This window comes from Ancylobacter koreensis (assembly GCF_023016525.1).
GTDB lineage: Bacteria > Pseudomonadota > Alphaproteobacteria > Rhizobiales > Xanthobacteraceae > Ancylobacter > Ancylobacter koreensis.
The window spans coordinates 964,925-983,377 of record NZ_JALKCG010000001.1; the positions used below are offsets into that span (position 1 = coordinate 964,925).

An 18,453-nucleotide genomic window follows, 5' to 3' on the forward strand; every position below is an offset into this window, starting at 1 on the left:
GGGCCCGGCGGGCGCGAATTGCCGCCGGGCCGTGCCGCCCGCGCGGCTGTTCCCGTTCGGCTATTCCTGCTCGGCCTCGAAGATCCAGAGCTCCAGCGTCGGCTGCGGCCGGCCGGCCTCGTCGCTCATACCGAGAAAGGCCGGGATGCGGCGCTGCTGCTCAAGGCTGAGCGAGGCGACCAGCGGCCTGGCGGCGGCGATCACGGTCTTGAGGTCGGCCGCGCGCGCGGCCTCCGCATCGGCGAGGCGCTCCAGCACGTCGAGGAAATCCTGCGCCGGCTCGGCCTTGACGCGCTCGGCCGCGCGGCCTTCGGCGTTCTTGGCCGCCTGCCGGATTGCCGCTTCGAGCGGCGTCCAGAGCTTCTCCTGCTCCGGGGTGAGGCGGATGACGGTCTTCAGCGCGATGAGCCGGGCGTCGAGCGCGGCCTGCGCGTCCTCCGCCGTGTAGAGGTCGACCATCGCCGGGGGCGGCTCGTCGCTCGCCGGCGAGGCGCCCTGCGCCGAAGCGGGTGCGGCCAGCAGGCAAATGCCGAGCAGGCCTGTGGCGAACAGGGCCGCCGGGGCGAGGGCGGCAAGGCGGGTGAGGGGGCGTGTCATGTCGGATCTCCGCTCGTACCGGGGCTCACTGCCAGCCGCCATTGGGCAGGCGGCCATGATAGGGCGTGTCGCGGCAATGGCCCCACGGGCCGCGCCACCAGCCGGGCGGGCAGCCATTGCCGTAATAGACCGGCGCGCCGGGCGGGGCGGCATAGCCGCCGCCGGGCAGCGGCCCGTAATAAGGCGTGCTGCGGCAACCGCCCCACGGGCCGCGCCAGGCGCCGGGCCCGCAGCCCTGGGCGACCGGGGTGACGAGCGGGCGGCTGGCCTCGGCAGCCTGCGTCGCCAGCCCGGTGGCGGCGAGCGGGGAGGCGGCGGCCGGCACGGCGAGGAGGGCAAGCAGGCTGAGGGCGAGAAGGGCCGGGCGCGGGCGTCGGCGTCGGCCGGCGAGCGGCGTGGTGGAGGGTGTCGCGTATGCGTTCACGGGCGTCTCCCATCGCGGCGAAGGATGTCGGCCTATCCTCGTCCGCGTGGAGACGAGGGGCAATGTATTCAGCGTTGCGGGATGAAAATCGGAACGATTCCAGCAGGAAGGGTATTCTTTGCCGGTTGCGCGCGATTGGGGGCCGGGTGCAAGTGCTTGATCCGACTCAGCTTGCTTGCGCAGTGTTGCAGCACGGACTCTAGCTGGGGAAAACGATCGTTTCGGACGTGAACCTACTCGCCGCGAGTCTGTGCATATTGTAGCCTCTGTTCAGTCAGATACGACATCTCGTGCGGCGGCAATTCCCTGGTGGTGTTTGCAGCGTTCAATCCGGTCGGCAGTGCCCGGCCGGAGCGATGAGGGATTCCGTCTTCCCGGTGGGCAGCGCGAAGGAGGCAGAGCGATGAACTGGACGGACGAGCGCGTCGAGCTGCTCAAGAAACTCTGGGCGGATGGGCTCTCGGCCAGCCAGATCGCCGCCGAGCTCGGCGGCGTTACCCGCAACGCGGTGATCGGCAAGGTGCACCGGCTCGGCCTGTCCGGCCGGGCCAAGGCGGTGGCTTCCACCACGCCGCGCCCGCGCAAGCCGCGCCCGGTGCCGAGCGCGGGTTCCCGCCCGGTGGTGGTCGGCAACACGGCGCTCGCCCAGGTGATGCGCCCGATGGTCGAGCCCGAGCCGGTCGAGCTTCCCGATCCGGTCGCCAACGTCGTTCCGATGGCCGAGCGCTGCACCATTCTGGACCTCACCGAGTTCACCTGCCGCTGGCCGGTGGGCGAGCCGGGCAAGTCCGACTTCTTCTACTGTGGCAGCCGCACCAAGACCGGCATGCCCTATTGCGCCTATCACGCGCGCATCGCCTACCAGCCGGTGCAGGACCGCAACCGCCGCCGCGTGGCGCGCTGAGAGCGGGCCGTCCGTCCCTTTCCGGGGCGGGGCGTTGATGGCGGCGGTTGTCCGGCGCCATAATTGGGACCCACTTTCCCGGCCCGCTCGCTCCATGTTGTTCCGAGCTTTCCAGCCCTCGCGACGCCAGACCCAGGCCGAAGCCGAGCCGGGGCATTTCGTGCTGCGCATCGCCGGCGCCGAGGTGTCGGTGCAACTGCGCCGCAACGCCCGCGCCCGGCGCTATACGTTGCGGGTGCGCGCGCCGACCCGCGACGTCGTTCTCACCATTCCCGCCCGCGGCACGCTGCGCGAGGCCTATGACTTCGCCCAACGCCATGCCGGCTGGGTGGAGACCCGGCTCGCCCGCCTGCCCGAGATCGTCGCCTTCGCGCCCGGCGCGCTGATCCCGCTGCGCGGCGCGCCGCACCGCGTGGTCCACCGCCCCGGCGCGCGCGGCACGGTGTGGACCGGGACCGAGGAGGGGGAAGCGGCGCTCTATGTCGCCGGCGAGGCGGCGCATGTGGGGCGGCGGCTCGGCGACTATCTGCGCCGCGAGGCGCGCCGCGATCTCGTCGAGGCGGCGCAGCGCCATGCCGGCGCGCTCGGCGTCTCCATCGCCCGCGTCACCCTGCGCGACACGGCGAGCCGCTGGGGCTCCTGCTCGTCGGGCGGGGCGCTGTCCTTCTCCTGGCGTCTGATCCTCGCCCCGCCTTCGGTGCTCGACTATCTCGCCGCCCATGAGGTGGCGCACCGGCGCGAGATGAACCACGGCCCGCGCTTCTGGGCGACGGTGGACGGGCTTTTCCCCGAACGCGCGGCGGCCGAGCTGTGGCTGAAGAAGCACGGCGCCAGCCTGCACCGCTACGGCGCGGAATAGGGCGGGCGGGAAGACCCGGTACACCGTCATGGCCGGGCTTGGCCCGGCCTCCACGTCTTCAATTGGTTGCTCGGCAATTCGTGGATCCCCGGGTCAAGCCCGGGGATGACGGGGTTCTTTCAGTTTACCGTCATCCCGGATCGACCTGCGGCCGATCCGGGATGACGATGAAGGCCGAGCACTCACCCCCGACCGAACAGCTTGTCGAGCAGCCAGTTGTCGAGACCGGGGCGCGGGGCGGGGGCGCGCTGCGGGCCGCCGGTGACCACCGGGTCCTCCGGTACGTCGGCGGGCGGAAGCTGGCCGGGCGGGGCCGCGTCGAAGCCGGCGCCGGGCAGCGCGATGACCGGCTGGTCCTTGTGCGCCGCCTTCATCAACTGGCTCCAGATCTCGACCGGCAGGCCGGAGCCACCGGCCTTCTTGGTGGGCGATGAATCGTCATTACCCAGCCACACGCCGGCGACGTAGCGGCCGGTATAGCCGATGAACCAGGCGTCGCGGTAATCCTGGCTGGTGCCCGTCTTGCCCGCCGCGGGCCAGCCCGGCAGGTCGGCGCGGCGCGCCGTGCCGGTGAGCAGCGTCTCGCGCAGCATGCGGTTGATCATGGCGACGTGCGGCGGCGCCATCACCATGCCGCGGCCGGGCTCGGCATAGGCGTAGAGCACCTTGCCGTCCTTGTCGCGCACCCGCTCGATGACGTGGGGGGTGACGCCGACGCCGCCATTGGCGAAGGGCGCATAGGCGTCCGCCATTTCCAGCACCGAGACCTCGGAGGTGCCGAGCGCGATGGAGGCGTTGGGCTCCAGCTTGGAGGTGATGCCGAGCCGGTGCGCCGTCTTCACCACCTCGTCCGGGCCGACCTCCAGCGCGAGGCGCACCGCCACCGTGTTGAGCGAGAGGGCGAGCGCGGTCTTCAGGTCCACCGCGCCGCGATATTCCCGCGAGAAGTTCTCCGGCTTCCAGCCCTTGATCTGGATCGGCGCGTCGTCGCGAATGGTCTCCGGGGTGAGGCCGCGCTCCATGGCGGTGAGGTAGACGAAGGGCTTGAAGGAGGAGCCGGGCTGGCGCCGCGCGGTGACGGCGCGGTTGTACTGGCTCTCCTCATAGGAGCGCCCGCCGACCAGTGCGTGGACGCCGCCCATCGGGTCCATCAGCACGACGGCGCCCTGCTCGACGCCGAGCTTCTTGCCCGACTTCGCCAGCGCGTCCTTCAGCGCCTTGTCGGCGGCGGCCTGCAGGGCAGGGTCGACGGTGGTCTGGACGACCAGATCCTGCGTGACCGGGCCGACGAGGGTCTTGAGCTGTTCCATCACCCAGTCGGCGACATAGCCGTAGGAATCCGCGCCCTGCGCCTTCGCCACCGTCGCCGGGCGGGCCAGCGCGGTCTGGCGCATCTCCGGCGTGATGAAGCCGGCATCCAGCATCGCCGCCAGCACCACCTCGGCGCGGGCCTGCGCGCCCTCCAGATTGCGGGTCGGCGCGAGCGCGGAGGGCGATTTGACGAGGCCGGCCAGCATGGCGGCTTCCGACAGCGTGACCTGCCGGGCCGACTTGCCGAAATAACGCTGCGCCGCCGCCTCGACGCCATAGGCGCCGGCGCCGAAATAGACGCGGTTCATGTAGAGTTCGAGGATCTCGTTCTTGCTGTACTTGGCTTCCAGCCAGAGCGAGAGGATGAGCTCCTGCACCTTGCGCGAGAGCGTACGTTCCTGCGTGAGGAACAAGTTCTTGGCGAGCTGCTGGGTGAGCGTCGAGCCGCCCTCGCGCAGCCGGCCGCGCGTCAGGTTGACGAAGACCGCGCGGGCGAGGCCGAGCGGGTCGAGGCCGAAATGCGAGTAGAAGCGCCGGTCCTCGATGGCCACAAAAGCCTGCGGCAGATAGGGCGGCAGCGCGCGCAGCGGCACGTTGGTGCCGCCCATCTCGCCGCGCGTAGCGATCGCCTTGCCGTCCGCGCCCTGGATGACGACGGTGGGCGGGCGCTCGGGAATGGCGAGGTTCTGGATCGGGGGAAGCTGGCTCGCCTCATAGAAGATCAGCCCGGCAAGGCCGATGACGCCCCACAGGCCGAGCACGAAGGCCCAGTAGACCAGCCGGCCGAAGCCGCCGCGCCGGGCCATTCCACGCCGGCGGCCGTTGCGGCCGTTGCGGTCCTCGTCGGACCGGCGACCCTTAGGGCGCGCGCGTTCGCGCCGGCTCTGGCGCGGCTCGTCCTCATAATCGGCATCCTCGGCCTCATCCCATGCGTCGTTGCGGCGACGGCGGGGCGGGGCGTTGGCGGCGCTGCGGGTGGCGGCGCGCTCGCGCGCCAGCGGGGCGGGCGCATAGGCGGGGCGGTCGTCGGGGCCGAGGCGCAGGTCGACGAAGCTGCCGGGTGCCTCAAGCACCGGCTCGCGCCGCTCCCCCCTGCCTCGCCGTCCGAACATCCCGTCCCCAGACCCGGGCGCGTGCGCACCCTCTAACCGCCGGTAAACGAACCCTAAATCAGGGCTTTTAAGGGGGCGTTAAGGGGAGAGATTGGGGCGGGGGCGCCGTGTTCACCAGCGTGGGCGACAGCCGGCGCGGCCGGGGGCCGGAGGCGCCGCGCGGACGCCCCCGGCCCCGTCGGTCAGCCCTTCATGAGCTGCTCGGCCTCGTCGAGCGCCTTCGAGCAGGCGGCGGCATCGCCGGAGGTGTCGGCGGCCTTGGCCCGGCTCATGGCGGCGCTGACCTGCATGGCGGACGAGGCGCCACCCTGCGCGGCGGTGGCGCCGCCCGAGGTTTGCGCGCGCACGTCGGCGGGCGAGGTCGCCTTGTCGCCGACCGTGGCGTTCATGCCGGCGGTGCCGCCGGTGCCGGGCGTCTCGCCGGCCTTCGGCACGCCGGCATCGGGCGCGGTGGTGCGGGCGGCGGTCGAATTGGTCGGGCCAGAACCGGCATCGCTGGTGGAGAGGGTTTTCTCCAGCGTGGCGATGCGGTCCGTGCAGGGGCCGGCGAAGGCGCTGGCGCTGACGAGCGACAGCGCGGCACCGAGGATGAGGGCACTTTTCTTCATGACATTTCCTCCTGGCCGATGGGTCGGCTCAGGGAGAACGGCCCGAACGCGCGCTGCGTTCCCTTACGGTAAGTGGCGGCAGGCGCGGTTGCGTCTACGCCGCGTTGGCCTCGTCGTCGGCGTCGAGTACCTGCAGCAGCGCCCGGCGGATGGCGGAATGGCGCGCGGCGCCCATGATCTTCGCGCCCATCAGGTCGGTGACGTAGAACACGTCCACCGCCCGCTCGCCGAAGGTCGCGATATGCGCGGAGGCGATGTTGAGGTTGAGCCGCGAGAGGGTCTGGGTGAGCCCGTAGAGCAGGCCCGGCCGGTCAAGGCCGGAGACCTCCACCACGGTGTGGCGGTTGGACCACGAATTGTTGAGCGTGACCTCGGGCTCCACCGTGAAGGCGCGCGGGCGCTTGGGGATCTTCTTCGCCACCACCTCGGGCAGCCGGATTTCGCCCGACAGCGACTTCTGGATCGCGCCCGCGATGCGCTCGGCCCGGCGCATCTCGTCCTCGTCCTGCTCGAAGGCGCGGGTGAGCGAGATGGTGTCGAGCGCGCGCCCGTCCGTCGTGGTGCTGATCTGCGCGTCGACGATGTGCGCCCCCGCGCTGGCGCAGGCGCCCGCGATCACCGCCAGCAGCTTTGGGTGATCGGGTGCGAAGACGGTGAGCTCGGTGATGCCGCGCTTCGGGTCGGTGCGCGAGGTGGTCGCCAGCGCCCGGCCTTCCGCCTCGGCGGCGAGGATGAAGCGGGCATGGGCGAGCTGGTGGGCGAGGTCCGTCTGCAGCCAGTAGGTGGGGTAGTGGCGGGCGAGATAGGCGTCGAGCGCCGCGCCGTCCCATTCCTTCAGCTCGGCACGGAAGGCGGCCTGCGCGCGGCCGACGCGCAGGTTGCGGTTGCTCTCGGAGAAGCCGCCGGTGATGACCGGCTCGGTCTCGTAATAGAGCGTGCGCAGGAGCTGGCTCTTCCAGTTGTTCCACACGCCCGGCCCGACCGCGCGGATGTCAGCGGTGGTGAGGATGAGCAGCAGCTTCATCCGCTCCAGGTTCTGCACGACGGCGGCGAAGTTCTCGATCGTCTTACGGTCGGAGAGGTCGCGCGACTGGGCGATGGTGGACATGGTGAGGTGCTGCTCGATCAGCCACGCCACGGTGTCGGTGTCGACTGCCGAGAGGCCGAAGCGCGGGCACAGCTTGCGGGCGACGCGCGCGCCGGCAATCGAGTGATCTTCCGGCCGGCCCTTGGCGATGTCGTGGAGGAACACCGCGACATAGAGGAGCTGCCGGTTCTTGATCTGCTGCATCACCTCGTTGGCGATGCCGTATTCCGGCCGGTCGCCGCGCTCGATCTGCGAGAGCACGCCGATGGAGCGGATGAGGTGCTCGTCCACCGTGTAGGAATGGTACATGTTGAACTGCATCATCGCGACGATGCGGCCGAATTCCGGGATGAAGCGACCGAGCACGCCGGTCTCGTTCATTCGCCGCAGCACGATCTCCGGGCTTTCCTTCGAGCACAGCAGTTCCAGGAACAGCCGGTTCGCCTCCGGATTGTCGCGCACCTTGGCGTCGATCAGCTTGAGCGAGCGGGTCGCGAGGCGCATCGCGTCCGGGTGGAAGGCGAGGCCGTGCTTGCCGGCGAGCTGGAAGATGCGGATCAGGTTGACCGGATCGCGCTGGAAGGCTTCCGGATCGGCGACGTTGATCCGGTCATTGTCGAGGATGAAGTCGGCGCTTTCCTTCAGCGTGCGCCGGCCCGAGCGGCGCAGCCGGGCGATCATGCGGTCGAGCCGGGGCACCGGCTTGTCGTGGCGCTCCTCCAGCGCGGCCGAGACGATGGCGGTGAGGTCGCCGACATCCTTCGCCACGAGGAAATAGTGCTTCATGAAGCGCTCGACATCCTTCAAGCCGGGATGGGCCATGTAGCCCAGCCGCTCGGCCATCTCGCGCTGGAGATCGAAGGACAGGCGCTCCTCGGCCTTGCCGGTGAGGAAGTGCAGGTGGCAGCGCACCGACCAGAGGAAATCCTCGCAGCGGCGGAAGATCTTGGCTTCCTCCGGCGTGAACACACCCTTGGCGACGAGATCGCGCGTCTCGTGCACGCGGTAGACATATTTGGCGATCCAGAACAGCGTGTGCAGGTCGCGCAACCCGCCCTTGCCGTCCTTCACATTGGGCTCGACGACGTAGCGCGACTGGCCGGCGCGCTTGAGCCGGTCCTCGCGCTCGGCGAGCTTGGCGGCGACGAACTCGACCGCCGTGCCCTGCACCACCTCGGCGTCGAAGCGCCGGGTCAGTTCGTCGAACAGCGACTTCTCGCCAAGCAGCAGCCGCGCCTCCAGCAGCGCGGTGCGGATCGTCATGTCGCCGCGCGCCTGACGGATGCACTCGTCGACCGAGCGGGTGGCGTGGCCGACCTTCAGCCCCATGTCCCACAGCACATAAAGGATCGCCTCGGCGACGCTCTCGCCCCAGGCGGTCTGCTTGTAGGGCAGCAGGAACAGAATGTCGGTGTCCGAGCCCGGCGCCATCAGCCCGCGCCCGTAGCCGCCCACCGCGACGATGGCCATGCGCTCGGAGGTGGAAGGGTTGTCGGAGCGGTAGAGGAACTTCACCGCCAGCTCGTGGACGAGCGCGATGATCTCGTCCTGCAGCCGCGAGAGACGCTCGGCGCAGCGCCGGCCGGAGCCTTCCTCCATGAGCCAGCGCTCGGCGGTCTTGTGGCCGTGCTGGTAGGCGGCCTTCAGCCTTTTGGCGAGTTGGCTGCGCAGCTCGATCTCGCGCCCGGCCTTGCCGTCGTCGAGCACCTGCCGGGCGAGGGCTTCGAGCTCCTCGCGCTGGGCGTCGATGTCGAACAGTTCCTTGAAGGGATGGTCGGTGCGGCGGCGGGGTTCGGTCATGTCACGGTCCGGCTGGTCGGATATCCGATGTAGCCGATCCCGTCCGCCCCGTCATCGTGCGGCGCGGCGCAATCGCCGCAAAACGCGACATGCCGAATATGGCGCCAGTTCACGCTGCCGAAAGAGAGCGACGGCGCGAAACCGAACCCCATAACGTGACATGCCCGGCGCGAGGGCCGGGCATGTCCATCCTGACGGCGGGCAAGGCCCAGCCCGTCGCTACGCGTGCCGGCAATGCCGGAGCGACGGGCGGCGAACCGCCCGCGCATCAGGTGCCGGAAATCAGAGGCGTCAGTTGGTCTTCGCCTCGGAGGTCTCGGTGCGGAGCTGCTCCAGCGTCTTGAACTCCGGCGCGTTGTTCAGCTCTTCCTTCGAAAGGGCGACCACGATCTTCTGACCGTTGTCGGTCGGGGTCGGGGTCAGCGAATCGAAGGACACCGCGACCGGCTTGGCGCCGATGCCGAGGAAGCCGCCGACATCGATCACCGCAGCGATGATGCTGCCGTCACGCTCGACCACCACGTCGCTGATCGAGCCGAGCTTCTCGTCGGTCGAGGTCACGACATCGGTGCCGACGAGGTCGGAGCCGAGCCACTGACCGGTGGTCTGGGCGTTCACGAACTTGGGCGTCGAGGGCACCGGGGTGGCCGCCGCGCTGTCCGCCGGGGCGGGGGTGGTGCTCGGCGTGGCCGCGGGGGTGTTCGGCATCTCGGAGGCCGGGGCCTGCGGCGCGCCGGCGTCCGGCTGGGCCGGGCTGGCGGCGGGCGGGGTGGTGGTTTCCGGAGCGGGGCTCTGGCCGAAGGCGACGGCCGGCGCGATCGCCAGGGCGGCGGCGGCGGTCAGGGTCGCAAGCTTGCTGGTCATCGTCATCTCCCGTAACGTGTTTCGTTCATGTGAAGTGATGAAGAACCGATCAGGCGATCGTCTGTACAAGTAACGCGCCTGTATTGTCCTGGTTCCCGCCTCTGAACGAATTCTTCAATTCTGGTAATGAGATAGTGCGATCTCAGTAGATGCGGGCGATGGTCGAGGCGTCCGTCACGCACACCGTCAGTTCTTCGGTGGCGAGATTGGCCCGCGTCACGCCGATGGAGGACAGGCAGCCCTTTGGGGTGCGCATGACCCGCGGCGGCGTGGTGGAAGCGGGGATGGAAGGCGTCGCGTTCTCGACCACCGGATTGACGCCCGGCGCCGCCGGGGCTGCCGGGATTTGGGTGGCCGTGGCGGGAGCGATGTCGAGGCGCGGACCCTTGGCGGCGCGGTTGACCACCGGCGCGGGAACCAAGCTGGCCGGGCCGATCACATCGATGGCCAGCGGCTGGGGGGCGAGGCGGACGAAGCTGCCGCTGCTCACTGCGGCGGCGGTGATCGGCACCATGAGGATCGCGCCGGTGGCGGCACCGAGCAGATAGGCGACGCCGCGCGAGGGCGCGGTCGGGGCCGTGTGCACGACCGGCGCCGCCTTGCGGCGGAGGGTGATTCTGGCGGCAAACCTGCGCGCGGTCCTTTCCATGGCCTGTCCCCTTCGTCTGTCCTTCGCGAGCGTCGCGGGCCGATGGGCACAGGAGCGCCCATGCGGCAGGGATGAACGTCCCCGCCGCGAAAATCTTCCGCGCGCGCATGCTGATGAGAGTGAACGTGGCGGCATTGCCGCCGTCCTATGCTTAACGCACGGAAAGGAATCTGGTTCCCGGCCGCTCTGCGGCCGGTGTCGCGCGCGCTGCCGGGCCTTCGGCGCGGCTAGCGTTCGGCGGTGAGGTGGTGCTCGGGGACGGAGACGTTGCACACCACGCCGGCGACGTCGAAGTTCAGCTCCACCGTGCCGTCGAGGGCGCGGGCGAGGTTGCGCTCGATGACCAGCGAGCCGAAGCCGCGCGAGGTGGGGCGGGCGACCGGCGGGCCGCCGCTCTCGCGCCAGGCAAGCTCGAAGCCGCCCCCCGCCTCGGCGAGACGGCGCGCCCAACGGATCTCCACCCGCCCGGCCGGCACCGACAGCGCGCCGTACTTCACCGCATTGGTGGAGAGTTCGTGCAAAGCGAGGCCGATATTCTGCGCCGCCTCGGGCTTGAGGAAGATGTTGGGCCCGTTCATGGCGACCTGGCCGTTCTCGTTGTCGAGATGGTGGCCGAGCTGCGAGCGCACCATGTCGTTGAGCGAGGCGCCGTGCCAGCTCTCCTGGACCAGCAGGTCGTGCGAACGCGACAGGGCCTGCAGGCGGGCGCTGAAGAACTCGACGAAATCGTCGATCGAGCCGGCATGACGGGCGGTCTGCCGCGCCATGGCCTGGATCACCGCCAGTAGGTTCTTCGAGCGGTGGGTGAGCTCGCGCATCAGCAGCCGCAGATGCTGCTCGTTTTCCTTGCGCTCGGTGATGTCCACAGCGGCGCCGGTAAGGCCGACCGTCGTGCCGGAGAGGTCGCGCAGCGGCTCGATATGGATGTCGTACCAGCGCTTGACACCGTCCTCCTCGACCTCGGTCTCGCCCTTGCGAGCGGCCGAGGCGCCGAACGATTCCCGCTTGAGGAGCGTGACGGGCTGCGCGCGGGCCTCGCCCAGAAGCTCGGCATCGGTGGAACCGAGCACCTGCTCGACGGGATAGCCGAAGAGCGGCTTGCTGATCGAGGTGTAGCGCAGTGCGGCGTCCTGCGTGAAGATCGCCACATTGGAGCCGCGCAGCGCCATCTCGTAGCGCTGCAGCGCGGTGGCGAGCTCAAGCGTCAGACGGCGCTGTTCCTGCGCCACATGGCCGGGTGAGGGCATGTTGATCAGCGCCCGGAAGTTCGCCCAGAGCGCGACGGCGCCGACGGCGTTGAGCGCGGCGATGCCGATGCGCACGCCGGTCTGCAGCCAGGGGACGCTCCGCGTATCGTCCAGGACGACGAGCAACGACAGCAGCCCGAACATCGCCACCAGCGCCACCAGAAGCCAGCCGAGAAGCCGGGCGCGCCCGCTGAGGTCCGGCCGGAGCCGAAGCAGGCGGGCGAGGCCGATGGCAATGGCCAGGGACGACACGATCGTCACCCATCGAGCGGAATCGTCGATGAGGTCGATTGACAGAGACAGCATCTCTTATGCTCAGGCGGTGGCGCGCTGCTCCCGGGGACGCGCCCGCCGCTCGAAGAAGAGCGCCTGGCTGATCACGGCGGCGACGGTGGAAGGCTGGAAGGGCTTGGCGATGAGGAAGGCCGGCTCGGGCCGAACGCCGGTGAGGAAGCGCTCGGGATAGGCGGTGATGAAGATCACCGGAACCTCGACCTTCTCGATCAGCTCGTTGACCGCGTCGAGACCCGAGGAGCCGTCGGCGAGCTGGATATCGGCGAGGATGAGGCCGGGGGCCTTGCGCCGGGCGAGCTCGACCGCCTCGGTATGGGTGCGCGCGATGCCGGTGACGCGGTGGCCGAGGCTTTCCACCAGGCCTTCGAGGTCCAGCGCGATGAAGGGCTCGTCCTCGATGATGAGCACATCGGTGGCGATCTCGGCGGCGAGTTCGCGGCCGGCATCCTCGACCAGGTGGCGCAGGGTCGGCACGTCGACGTCGAGAATGGTCGCCGCGTCTTCCTCGGTGAAGCCTTCGAGGGAGACCAGAAGGAAGGCCTGACGCACCACCGGGGTGATGTGGCCGAGGCGTCGCTCACCCTGCACCTGCAGCGGCACGGGCTCGGTCTGCGCGTTGAGCGTCACCGAATCCCACAGCCGCGTGAGAAGGCGGAACAGCGCCACGCGGGGCTCGAGGTCACGGTCGAGGGTGCCGGGGTCGGCGATGAGGGTTTCGAGCATGGCGGTGACATAGGCGTCCCCCGCCGTCTGGCTGCCGCTCAGCGCGCGCGCATAGCGGCGCAGGAACGGTAGATGCTGCGCGACAAGTTGTGAAATGCTCACTCGCATCTCCCCAATACTGCAAGACTGAAGCGACCGATAACGCACGATCACGATACCGGTTCCGGACGGCCGAAAAAAAATGTCAAAATTTTCGTCGTTTCTGGAACCGTTGTTCCCCGGCGCCGTTATCGCCGGGCAAGGAGCGACGGAGCCGTCACCGCACTCTGACATCTGGGGGCTCAATGTCGGGAAAGAAGACTATGAACGACGATCAGTCCGAGGGCCAGTCCGCCACGGCGGAAGCCTTCATGAATACGCCCAGCCGGGGCGGCGGTACGGCCCTGGGAACCGATATCCAGGCCAAGATCGGGCAGCATTTGCGGGCCATGTATGACGATGTGGTGCGCCAGGGCGTGCCGGATCGCTTCATGGATCTGCTCGCGCAGCTCGACAAGGCCGGTGGCAAGACGCCGGAAGAGGATGGCGGAGGTCGCACGTGAGCACGGTCGATCCGTCGCTGCGCGACGATATCATCGCCGCCATCCCCAATCTGCGCGCCTTCGCCATCTCGCTCAGCGGCAGCGTCGACCGCGCCGACGATCTGGTGCAGGAGACGCTGCTGCGGGCCTTCGCCAATATTTCGAGCTTCCGGCCGGGCACCAACCTGCCGGCGTGGCTGTTCACCATCCTGCGCAACCTGTTCCGCTCGGAATACCGCAAGCGGCGCCGGGAAGTGCCGGATTCCGACGGCGCCTTCGCCGCCACGCTGACCACCAATCCCGACCAGACGACGCATCTGGATTTCGAGGATTTCCGCACGGCGCTCGACAAGCTGCCGTCGGACCAGCGCGAGGCTCTCGTGCTCGTGGGCGCTTCCGGCTTCTCCTATGAGGAGGCGGCCGACATTTGCGAATGCGCGGTCGGCACCATCAAGAGCCGCGTCAACCGCGCGCGCAAGCGTCTCGGCGAACTGCTCGCCATCGAGGACGGGGACGATTTCGGCCCCGACAAGACCACCCGCGCCGTGCTGGCCGCCGAGCGGGCCTGAACGCCTAATCCTTCTTTCCGAATACGTTCCCCCAACCTGAAAATGTCGCCTCGCCGCTGGCTTCCAGCGTCTGCGGGAAAGCGCTCTGCTGCCGGGCCGCCGCCGGCTTCGGCGATTTCATGCTGAGGCGAACCCGGTCGCGGCCCACGGCCACAAACGCGAACGCCCCCGGCAGTGCCGGGGGCGTTTTGCTTCGCCGGTGCGGACGGCGCGATCCGGGTTCAGGGAACCCGGCCGGGACGGCCGCGGAGCAGGCCCACGACGGCCGATACCAGAAACAGGATGATGGCGACGAAAAAGATGATCTTCGCGATCTCGATCGCCGTTCCCGCGATGCCGCCGAAACCGAGAACGGCAGCGATCAGCGCGACGACGAGGAAGGTGACGGCCCAACCCAGCATGTTTGCCTCCGTTTGAGGTGCGGCAGACGCGGCCAGCGCCGCCGCTTCGCGAAGACAACCGCCAAGCCGGCTCAGGGTTCCCGGCTCAGGGTTCCACCGTACCCCCGACGGCGCGACGGGGCTGCCCAGGCGGTGTCATATCCGCCCGGCCAGCGCCGGCGCGATGGCCCGCGCTTCCGCCAGCAGCGCGGTGACGATCGGCGTCATCGGCTCGCGGTCCAGCACCACGAGGCCCATCTGGTGCGAGACCTCGGGCTCCTCGATCGGGATGGAGCGGATGCTGCTGGGAAAGGCGAAGACATCGGCCAGCGTGTTGGCGACGACGCTCGCCCATTTGCCGGTGCGCACATGCGAGAGCAGGGCGATGGTGGAGTTGGCCTCCAGCATCGGCGTCACCGCGTGGCCGGATTCGGCGAGCTGCTTGTCGACGATGCGCCGGTTCTGCATGTCCGGCGTGAGCAGGCACAGGGGCACCTGTCCGATCTCCTTCCACGTCACGCGCGCGCGGTCGCCGAGCGGGGAATCCACCGAGGTGAGGAAGCGGTAGCCCTCGCGGTAGAGCGGCACGGTCTTCACCCGGCCCAGCGGATCGTTGTCGAGATAGGTGACGCCGGCGTCCGCCTCCAGATTCTCGATCAGCCGCAGCACCTCGTTGGAGCTGGCCGAGATCAGCGTGAAGCGCACGTCGGCGTGCTTCTCGTGGAAGGGGGTGGTGAGCTCGGAGAGCATCGGCATGGCGGTCGGGATGGCGGCGATGCGCAGATGGCCGGTGAGGCCCCGGCGCATGCCGGCGATTTCCTGCCGCATGGCACGCACGTCGCCGATCACCCGCCGCGCCCATTGCAGCGCGCGCTCGCCCTCCGGGGTGAAGCCGATGAAGCGCGAGCCGCGCTCGACGAGCCGCACGCCGAGCTGTTCCTCCAGCTGCTTCAGCCCCGCCGAGAGGGTGGGCTGGGTGACGCCGCAGGCCTCGGCGGCGCGGCCGAAATGGCGTTCCTTCGCGAGGGCAAGCAGAAGTTCGAAACGGTCGATCACGCGGGAGGCTTTCTGAGGCGGGTACGATAGAAGGATTCTATCAGACTATCAGAGAAAGCGGTTCCTGCGAATTGGAGTGAAGAGAAGCCGGCAGCGCTATTCCGCCGCGCCGCGCAGGCCGAGCGGGGTGGGCAGGAGCTCCGGCAGCTCCGCCTGTGCGGGCACGGCCTCGCCGAATTCGAGCTGTTCGATGCGCTCGCCGCGCCGGGCTATCTTGTCGGCCGAGGTCAGCGCCTGCGCCACATCCTCGTTCACCTGTCCGAAATGCTTCTGGAGATTGCCCACGCGATCGCGTAGCCGCTTCACATCGTCGACCAGCCGGCCGCATTCGAGCCGGATGAGGTCGGCCTGCTCGCGCATGCGGGCGTCCTTGCAGATCGCCTGCACCACCTGCACCGCCAGCATCAGCAGCGAGGGCGAGACGATGACGACGCGGGCGCGGAAGGCCTGCTGGATCACCTCGTCGAAATGCTCGTGCAGCTCGGCATAGACCGACTCGGAGGGCACGAACATCAGCGCGATATCCTGCGTCTCGCCGCTGACGAGATAGCGCTCGGCAATGTCCTTCACATGCTTGCCGACATCGCCCCTGAGCCGCGCCTGCGCCTGCTTGCGCGCTTCTTCCGTCTGCGCCTCGCGGAAGGCCGTGACGGCTTCCAGCGGGAATTTGGAATCGACCAGCAGCGGGCGCTTGTCGCCCGGCAGGAAGATGGCGCAGTCGGCGCGCCGGCCACTGGCCAGCGTGTGCTGGAAGGCGAAGCTGTCGCGCGGCAGGCCGTCGGCGACCAGCGCCTGCAGCCTTCCCTCGCCGAAGGCGCCGCGCGCCTGCTTGTTGGACAGCGTCTCGCGCAGGCTCATCACCTGACCGGAGAGTTCGCCCAGCGAGGCGCGTGCCTGATCCACCAGCGCGAGGCGCTCGTTCAGCTTCGTCAGGTTCTCGTGCGTCGCCTCGGCCGAGCGGGCGAGGCTCTCGCCCATGCGGTGGGTCGTGGCGTCGAGCCGCTCCGCCACCGCGCGGGCGAGCTCGCCCTGGCGCTGCGCCAGCACCTCGGCCATGGACTGCACGCGCCCGATGGTCTCCGCCTGCGTGCGGGCGAGGTCGGCGAGGCGGAGCTCCAGCTCATCGGCCCGGCGGGCCTGCTCGTCCGCCTCCTCGGCGTTCTGCCGGGCGCCGCGCGAGACCGCGCGCAGCACCGCGAGGAGAAGGAGGAAGGCGAGCGCGCCCGCGCCGGCGAGCGCCTGCACGAGCGTCACCGGGTGGCTGCCGAGAGCGAAGAGCACCTGATCCATGCGCCGCTTCTAGCAGATTCGAAATCGCGATGCGAACGGAGCGGGAACATCGCCCGTTTTCCCCTGTCACGGAAGCAGGGCACGGCGTTGACCGGGGCCGGGCTGTCTACTATCTGAACGGCATGTCGATACGCCCTCTCGTCATCCTTCCCGATTCCCGCCTGCGGCTGATTTCCGATCCCGTCGTGCGGGTGGACGCGCGCGTGCGCGCCATCGTCGAGGATATGTTCGAGACCATGTACGACGCGCCCGGCATCGGGCTGGCGGCGATCCAGGTCGGCATTCCCGAGCGCATCATCACCGTCGATGTCGGCCCGCGCGAGGCCGAGGGCAAGGAAGGCGACGAGGCGAGCGAGGAGAAGCGCCCCATCGCGCTGATCAACCCGGAGATCGTCGCCGCCTCGGACGACATTTCGGTCTATTCCGAGGGTTGCCTGTCGATCCCGGAATATTACGCCGACGTCGAGCGCCCCGCGAGCGTGCGCGTGCGCTACATGGACCTCAACGGCGAGACGCAGGAGATCGATGCCGACGGGCTGCTCGCCACCTGCGTGCAGCACGAGATCGACCATCTCAACGGCGTGCTGTTCATCGACCACATCTCCAAGCTCAAGCGCGACCGGGTGGTGAAGAAGTTCACCAAGCTCGCCCGCGACAAGGAGCGCGACGGGGTCTGATCCCGCCGCCGCGGCTCTAACTTTCCTTTCCATCCGCCGGGAGCCCGCATGCGCATCGTCTTCATGGGCACGCCCGATTTCGCCGTGCCGACGCTGGTCGAGATCGTCGGCGCCGGCCACGAGGTGGTCGCTGCCTATTCACGCGCGCCGGCGCAGGCCGGGCGGCGCGGGCTGGAGCTGGTGCCCTCGCCCGTGCACCGCACCGCCGAGCGGCTCGGCATCCCCGTTCTGACGCCGGCGACACTGCGCGGCGCGGAGGCGGCGCAGACCTTCGCCGCGCATGAGGCGGATGTCGCGGTGGTGGTCGCCTATGGCCGTATATTGCCGCAGGACATACTTGACCTGCCGAGGCTCGGCTGCCTCAACCTGCACGCCTCTCTGCTGCCGCGCTGGCGCGGCGCCGCGCCGATCCAGCGCGCCATCATGGCCGGGGACGCCGAGACCGGCGTCGCCGTCATGAAGATGGAGGCCGGGCTCGACACCGGGCCGGTCGGCCTCGTCGAGCGCGTCGCCATCGGGGCGGATATGACGGCGGGCGAGTTGCACGACCGGCTTATGGTCGTCGGCGGCGACCTGATGGGCCGGGCGCTGGCGGCGCTGGAGCGCGGCGCGCTTTCCTTCGCGCCGCAGCCGGCCGAGGGCGTCACCTACGCCGCCAAGATCGACAAGGCCGAGACCCGCATCGACTGGGGCAAGCCGGCGCAGGCGGTGCACGACCATCTGCGCGGCCTCTCGCCTTTTCCCGGCGCGTGGTTCGAATTCGAGGGCGCGCGGGTGAAGGTGCTGCGCTCGACGCGGGCCGCGGGTTCGGGTTCTCCCGGCACGGTGCTGGACGAGGCGCTGACCATCGCCTGCGGCGAGGGCGCGGTGCGGCTCGTCGAGGTGCAGAAGGCCGGCAGCCGGGCGATGGCGGCGCAGGATTTCCTGCGCGGCACCGATCTCGTGGCCGGCACGGTGCTGGCATGAGCGCGCCGTCGATCCGGGGGCTGACGGCGCAGGATCACGCGCTCTGGCTGCCGCTCTGGCAGGGCTACCTCACCTTCTACGAGGCGTCGCTGCCCGAGGAGGTGACGGCCACCACCTGGGCCCGCCTGCTCGATCCCGCCGCGCCGGTGCACGGCGCGCTCGCCTTCGACGGCGAGGGGCGGTCGGTCGGGCTGGTGCACTGGATCTTCCATCGCTCGACATGGTCGGTCGGGCCGGCCTGCTATCTCAACGATTTGTTCGTGGAGCCCGGCCAGCGCGGCGGTGGGTTCGGGCGCGCGCTCATCGCCCATGTGACGGGCGAGGCGCGGGCGCAGGGCGCCGCCAAGCTCTACTGGCTCACCCACGAGACCAACGCGACGGCGCAGCGGCTCTACAACGCGGTGGCCGAGCGCACGGGCTTCATCCAGTACCGCAAGACGCTGGATTTTTGAGGCGCGCGCGCCGGTGCACGGGCGCTGCGATTGCCGCCGCGCTCCGTCATGGCCGGGCTTGAC

The 18,453-nt window shown here is 69.5% G+C and carries 19 protein-coding genes; 7 read left to right on the forward strand and 12 right to left on the reverse strand.

Annotated features, from left to right (window positions below):
- Nucleotides 1-60: 60 nt before the first annotated feature.
- Both MWN33_RS04395 and MWN33_RS04400 read right to left on the reverse strand, forming a co-directional pair.
- Nucleotides 61-597, reverse strand: coding sequence for a Spy/CpxP family protein refolding chaperone (locus MWN33_RS04395; RefSeq protein ID WP_247199108.1), 537 nt, complete (start codon nt 595-597; stop codon nt 61-63).
- Between the two features lie 25 nt (nt 598-622).
- Nucleotides 623-940, reverse strand: a complete 318-nt coding sequence (locus tag MWN33_RS04400; protein ID WP_281493640.1) for a GCG_CRPN prefix-to-repeats domain-containing protein — start codon at nt 938-940, stop codon at nt 623-625.
- A 484-nt stretch (nt 941-1,424) separates the two neighbouring features.
- Between MWN33_RS04400 and MWN33_RS04405 the strand changes: the two genes are divergently transcribed.
- Complete coding sequence (locus MWN33_RS04405) at nt 1,425-1,925, forward strand: GcrA family cell cycle regulator (RefSeq protein ID WP_247199111.1); 501 nt, start codon at nt 1,425-1,427, stop codon at nt 1,923-1,925.
- A gap of 94 nt (nt 1,926-2,019) precedes the next feature.
- Entirely contained in the window at nt 2,020-2,784 is a 765-nt protein-coding gene (locus tag MWN33_RS04410; RefSeq protein ID WP_247199113.1) for a M48 family metallopeptidase, read from the forward strand.
- Nucleotides 2,785-2,966: 182 nt separating this feature from the next.
- On the opposite strand, the gene MWN33_RS04415 is transcribed toward MWN33_RS04410, so the two are convergent.
- The 7 genes from MWN33_RS04415 to MWN33_RS04450 all read right to left on the reverse strand — a co-directional run bounded on the left by MWN33_RS04415 (nt 2,967) and on the right by MWN33_RS04450 (nt 12,581).
- Nucleotides 2,967-5,207: a transglycosylase domain-containing protein gene (locus tag MWN33_RS04415; protein ID WP_247199115.1), complete on the reverse strand. Its 2,241-nt coding sequence runs from the start codon at nt 5,205-5,207 to the stop codon at nt 2,967-2,969.
- Nucleotides 5,208-5,389: 182 nt separating this feature from the next.
- The gene (locus MWN33_RS04420; RefSeq protein ID WP_247199117.1) at nt 5,390-5,815 is read right to left on the reverse strand and encodes a hypothetical protein; all 426 of its coding nucleotides are present in this window, start codon (nt 5,813-5,815) and stop codon (nt 5,390-5,392) included.
- A 94-nt stretch (nt 5,816-5,909) separates the two neighbouring features.
- Complete coding sequence (locus MWN33_RS04425) at nt 5,910-8,702, reverse strand: [protein-PII] uridylyltransferase (RefSeq protein WP_247199119.1); 2,793 nt, start codon at nt 8,700-8,702, stop codon at nt 5,910-5,912.
- Nucleotides 8,703-8,993: 291 nt separating this feature from the next.
- Nucleotides 8,994-9,566, reverse strand: coding sequence for a PRC-barrel domain-containing protein (locus tag MWN33_RS18990; protein WP_281493567.1), 573 nt, complete (start codon nt 9,564-9,566; stop codon nt 8,994-8,996).
- A gap of 142 nt (nt 9,567-9,708) precedes the next feature.
- Nucleotides 9,709-10,152: a hypothetical protein gene (locus MWN33_RS04440; RefSeq protein WP_247199121.1), complete on the reverse strand. Its 444-nt coding sequence runs from the start codon at nt 10,150-10,152 to the stop codon at nt 9,709-9,711.
- A gap of 290 nt (nt 10,153-10,442) precedes the next feature.
- Complete coding sequence (locus MWN33_RS04445; protein ID WP_247199123.1) at nt 10,443-11,768, reverse strand: HWE histidine kinase domain-containing protein; 1,326 nt, start codon at nt 11,766-11,768, stop codon at nt 10,443-10,445.
- Between the two features lie 9 nt (nt 11,769-11,777).
- Nucleotides 11,778-12,581, reverse strand: coding sequence for a response regulator (locus MWN33_RS04450; protein WP_247199125.1), 804 nt, complete (start codon nt 12,579-12,581; stop codon nt 11,778-11,780).
- Nucleotides 12,582-12,781: 200 nt separating this feature from the next.
- Here MWN33_RS04450 and MWN33_RS04455 point away from each other — a divergent pair, with 200 nt between their 5' ends.
- Together MWN33_RS04455 and MWN33_RS04460 are read left to right on the forward strand one after the other, a co-directional pair.
- The gene (locus tag MWN33_RS04455; RefSeq protein WP_247199127.1) at nt 12,782-13,021 is read left to right on the forward strand and encodes a NepR family anti-sigma factor; all 240 of its coding nucleotides are present in this window, start codon (nt 12,782-12,784) and stop codon (nt 13,019-13,021) included.
- A complete protein-coding gene (locus tag MWN33_RS04460) occupies nt 13,018-13,569 on the forward strand; it encodes a sigma-70 family RNA polymerase sigma factor (protein ID WP_247199129.1) in 552 nt (183 codons plus the stop codon). Before MWN33_RS04455 ends, MWN33_RS04460 begins: the two co-directional genes overlap by 4 nt.
- A 221-nt stretch (nt 13,570-13,790) precedes the next feature.
- On the opposite strand, the gene MWN33_RS04465 is transcribed toward MWN33_RS04460, so the two are convergent.
- From MWN33_RS04465 to MWN33_RS04475, 3 genes are all read right to left on the reverse strand, one after another.
- The gene (locus tag MWN33_RS04465; RefSeq protein WP_247199130.1) at nt 13,791-13,970 is read right to left on the reverse strand and encodes a DUF1328 domain-containing protein; all 180 of its coding nucleotides are present in this window, start codon (nt 13,968-13,970) and stop codon (nt 13,791-13,793) included.
- Nucleotides 13,971-14,105: 135 nt separating this feature from the next.
- Nucleotides 14,106-15,005, reverse strand: coding sequence for a LysR family transcriptional regulator (locus tag MWN33_RS04470; protein WP_247199132.1), 900 nt, complete (start codon nt 15,003-15,005; stop codon nt 14,106-14,108).
- Between the two features lie 96 nt (nt 15,006-15,101).
- Nucleotides 15,102-16,295 carry a DNA recombination protein RmuC gene (locus tag MWN33_RS04475; protein WP_247199134.1) on the reverse strand — a complete coding sequence of 398 codons (1,194 nt, stop codon included), beginning with the start codon at nt 16,293-16,295 and terminating at the stop codon, nt 15,102-15,104.
- Between the two features lie 122 nt (nt 16,296-16,417).
- On the opposite strand from MWN33_RS04475, the gene def reads away from it, so the two are divergent.
- The 3 genes from def to MWN33_RS04490 are packed head-to-tail and all read left to right on the forward strand — an operon-like array spanning nt 16,418 to nt 18,390.
- Entirely contained in the window at nt 16,418-16,972 is a 555-nt protein-coding gene (gene def / locus MWN33_RS04480; RefSeq protein WP_247199136.1) for a peptide deformylase, read from the forward strand.
- A gap of 48 nt (nt 16,973-17,020) precedes the next feature.
- Entirely contained in the window at nt 17,021-17,938 is a 918-nt protein-coding gene (gene fmt, locus MWN33_RS04485) for a methionyl-tRNA formyltransferase (RefSeq protein WP_247199138.1), read from the forward strand.
- Nucleotides 17,935-18,390, forward strand: a complete 456-nt coding sequence (locus MWN33_RS04490) for a GNAT family N-acetyltransferase (protein WP_247199140.1) — start codon at nt 17,935-17,937, stop codon at nt 18,388-18,390. The genes fmt and MWN33_RS04490 overlap by 4 nt, the downstream gene beginning before the upstream one ends.
- Nucleotides 18,391-18,453: the final 63 nt, after the last annotated feature.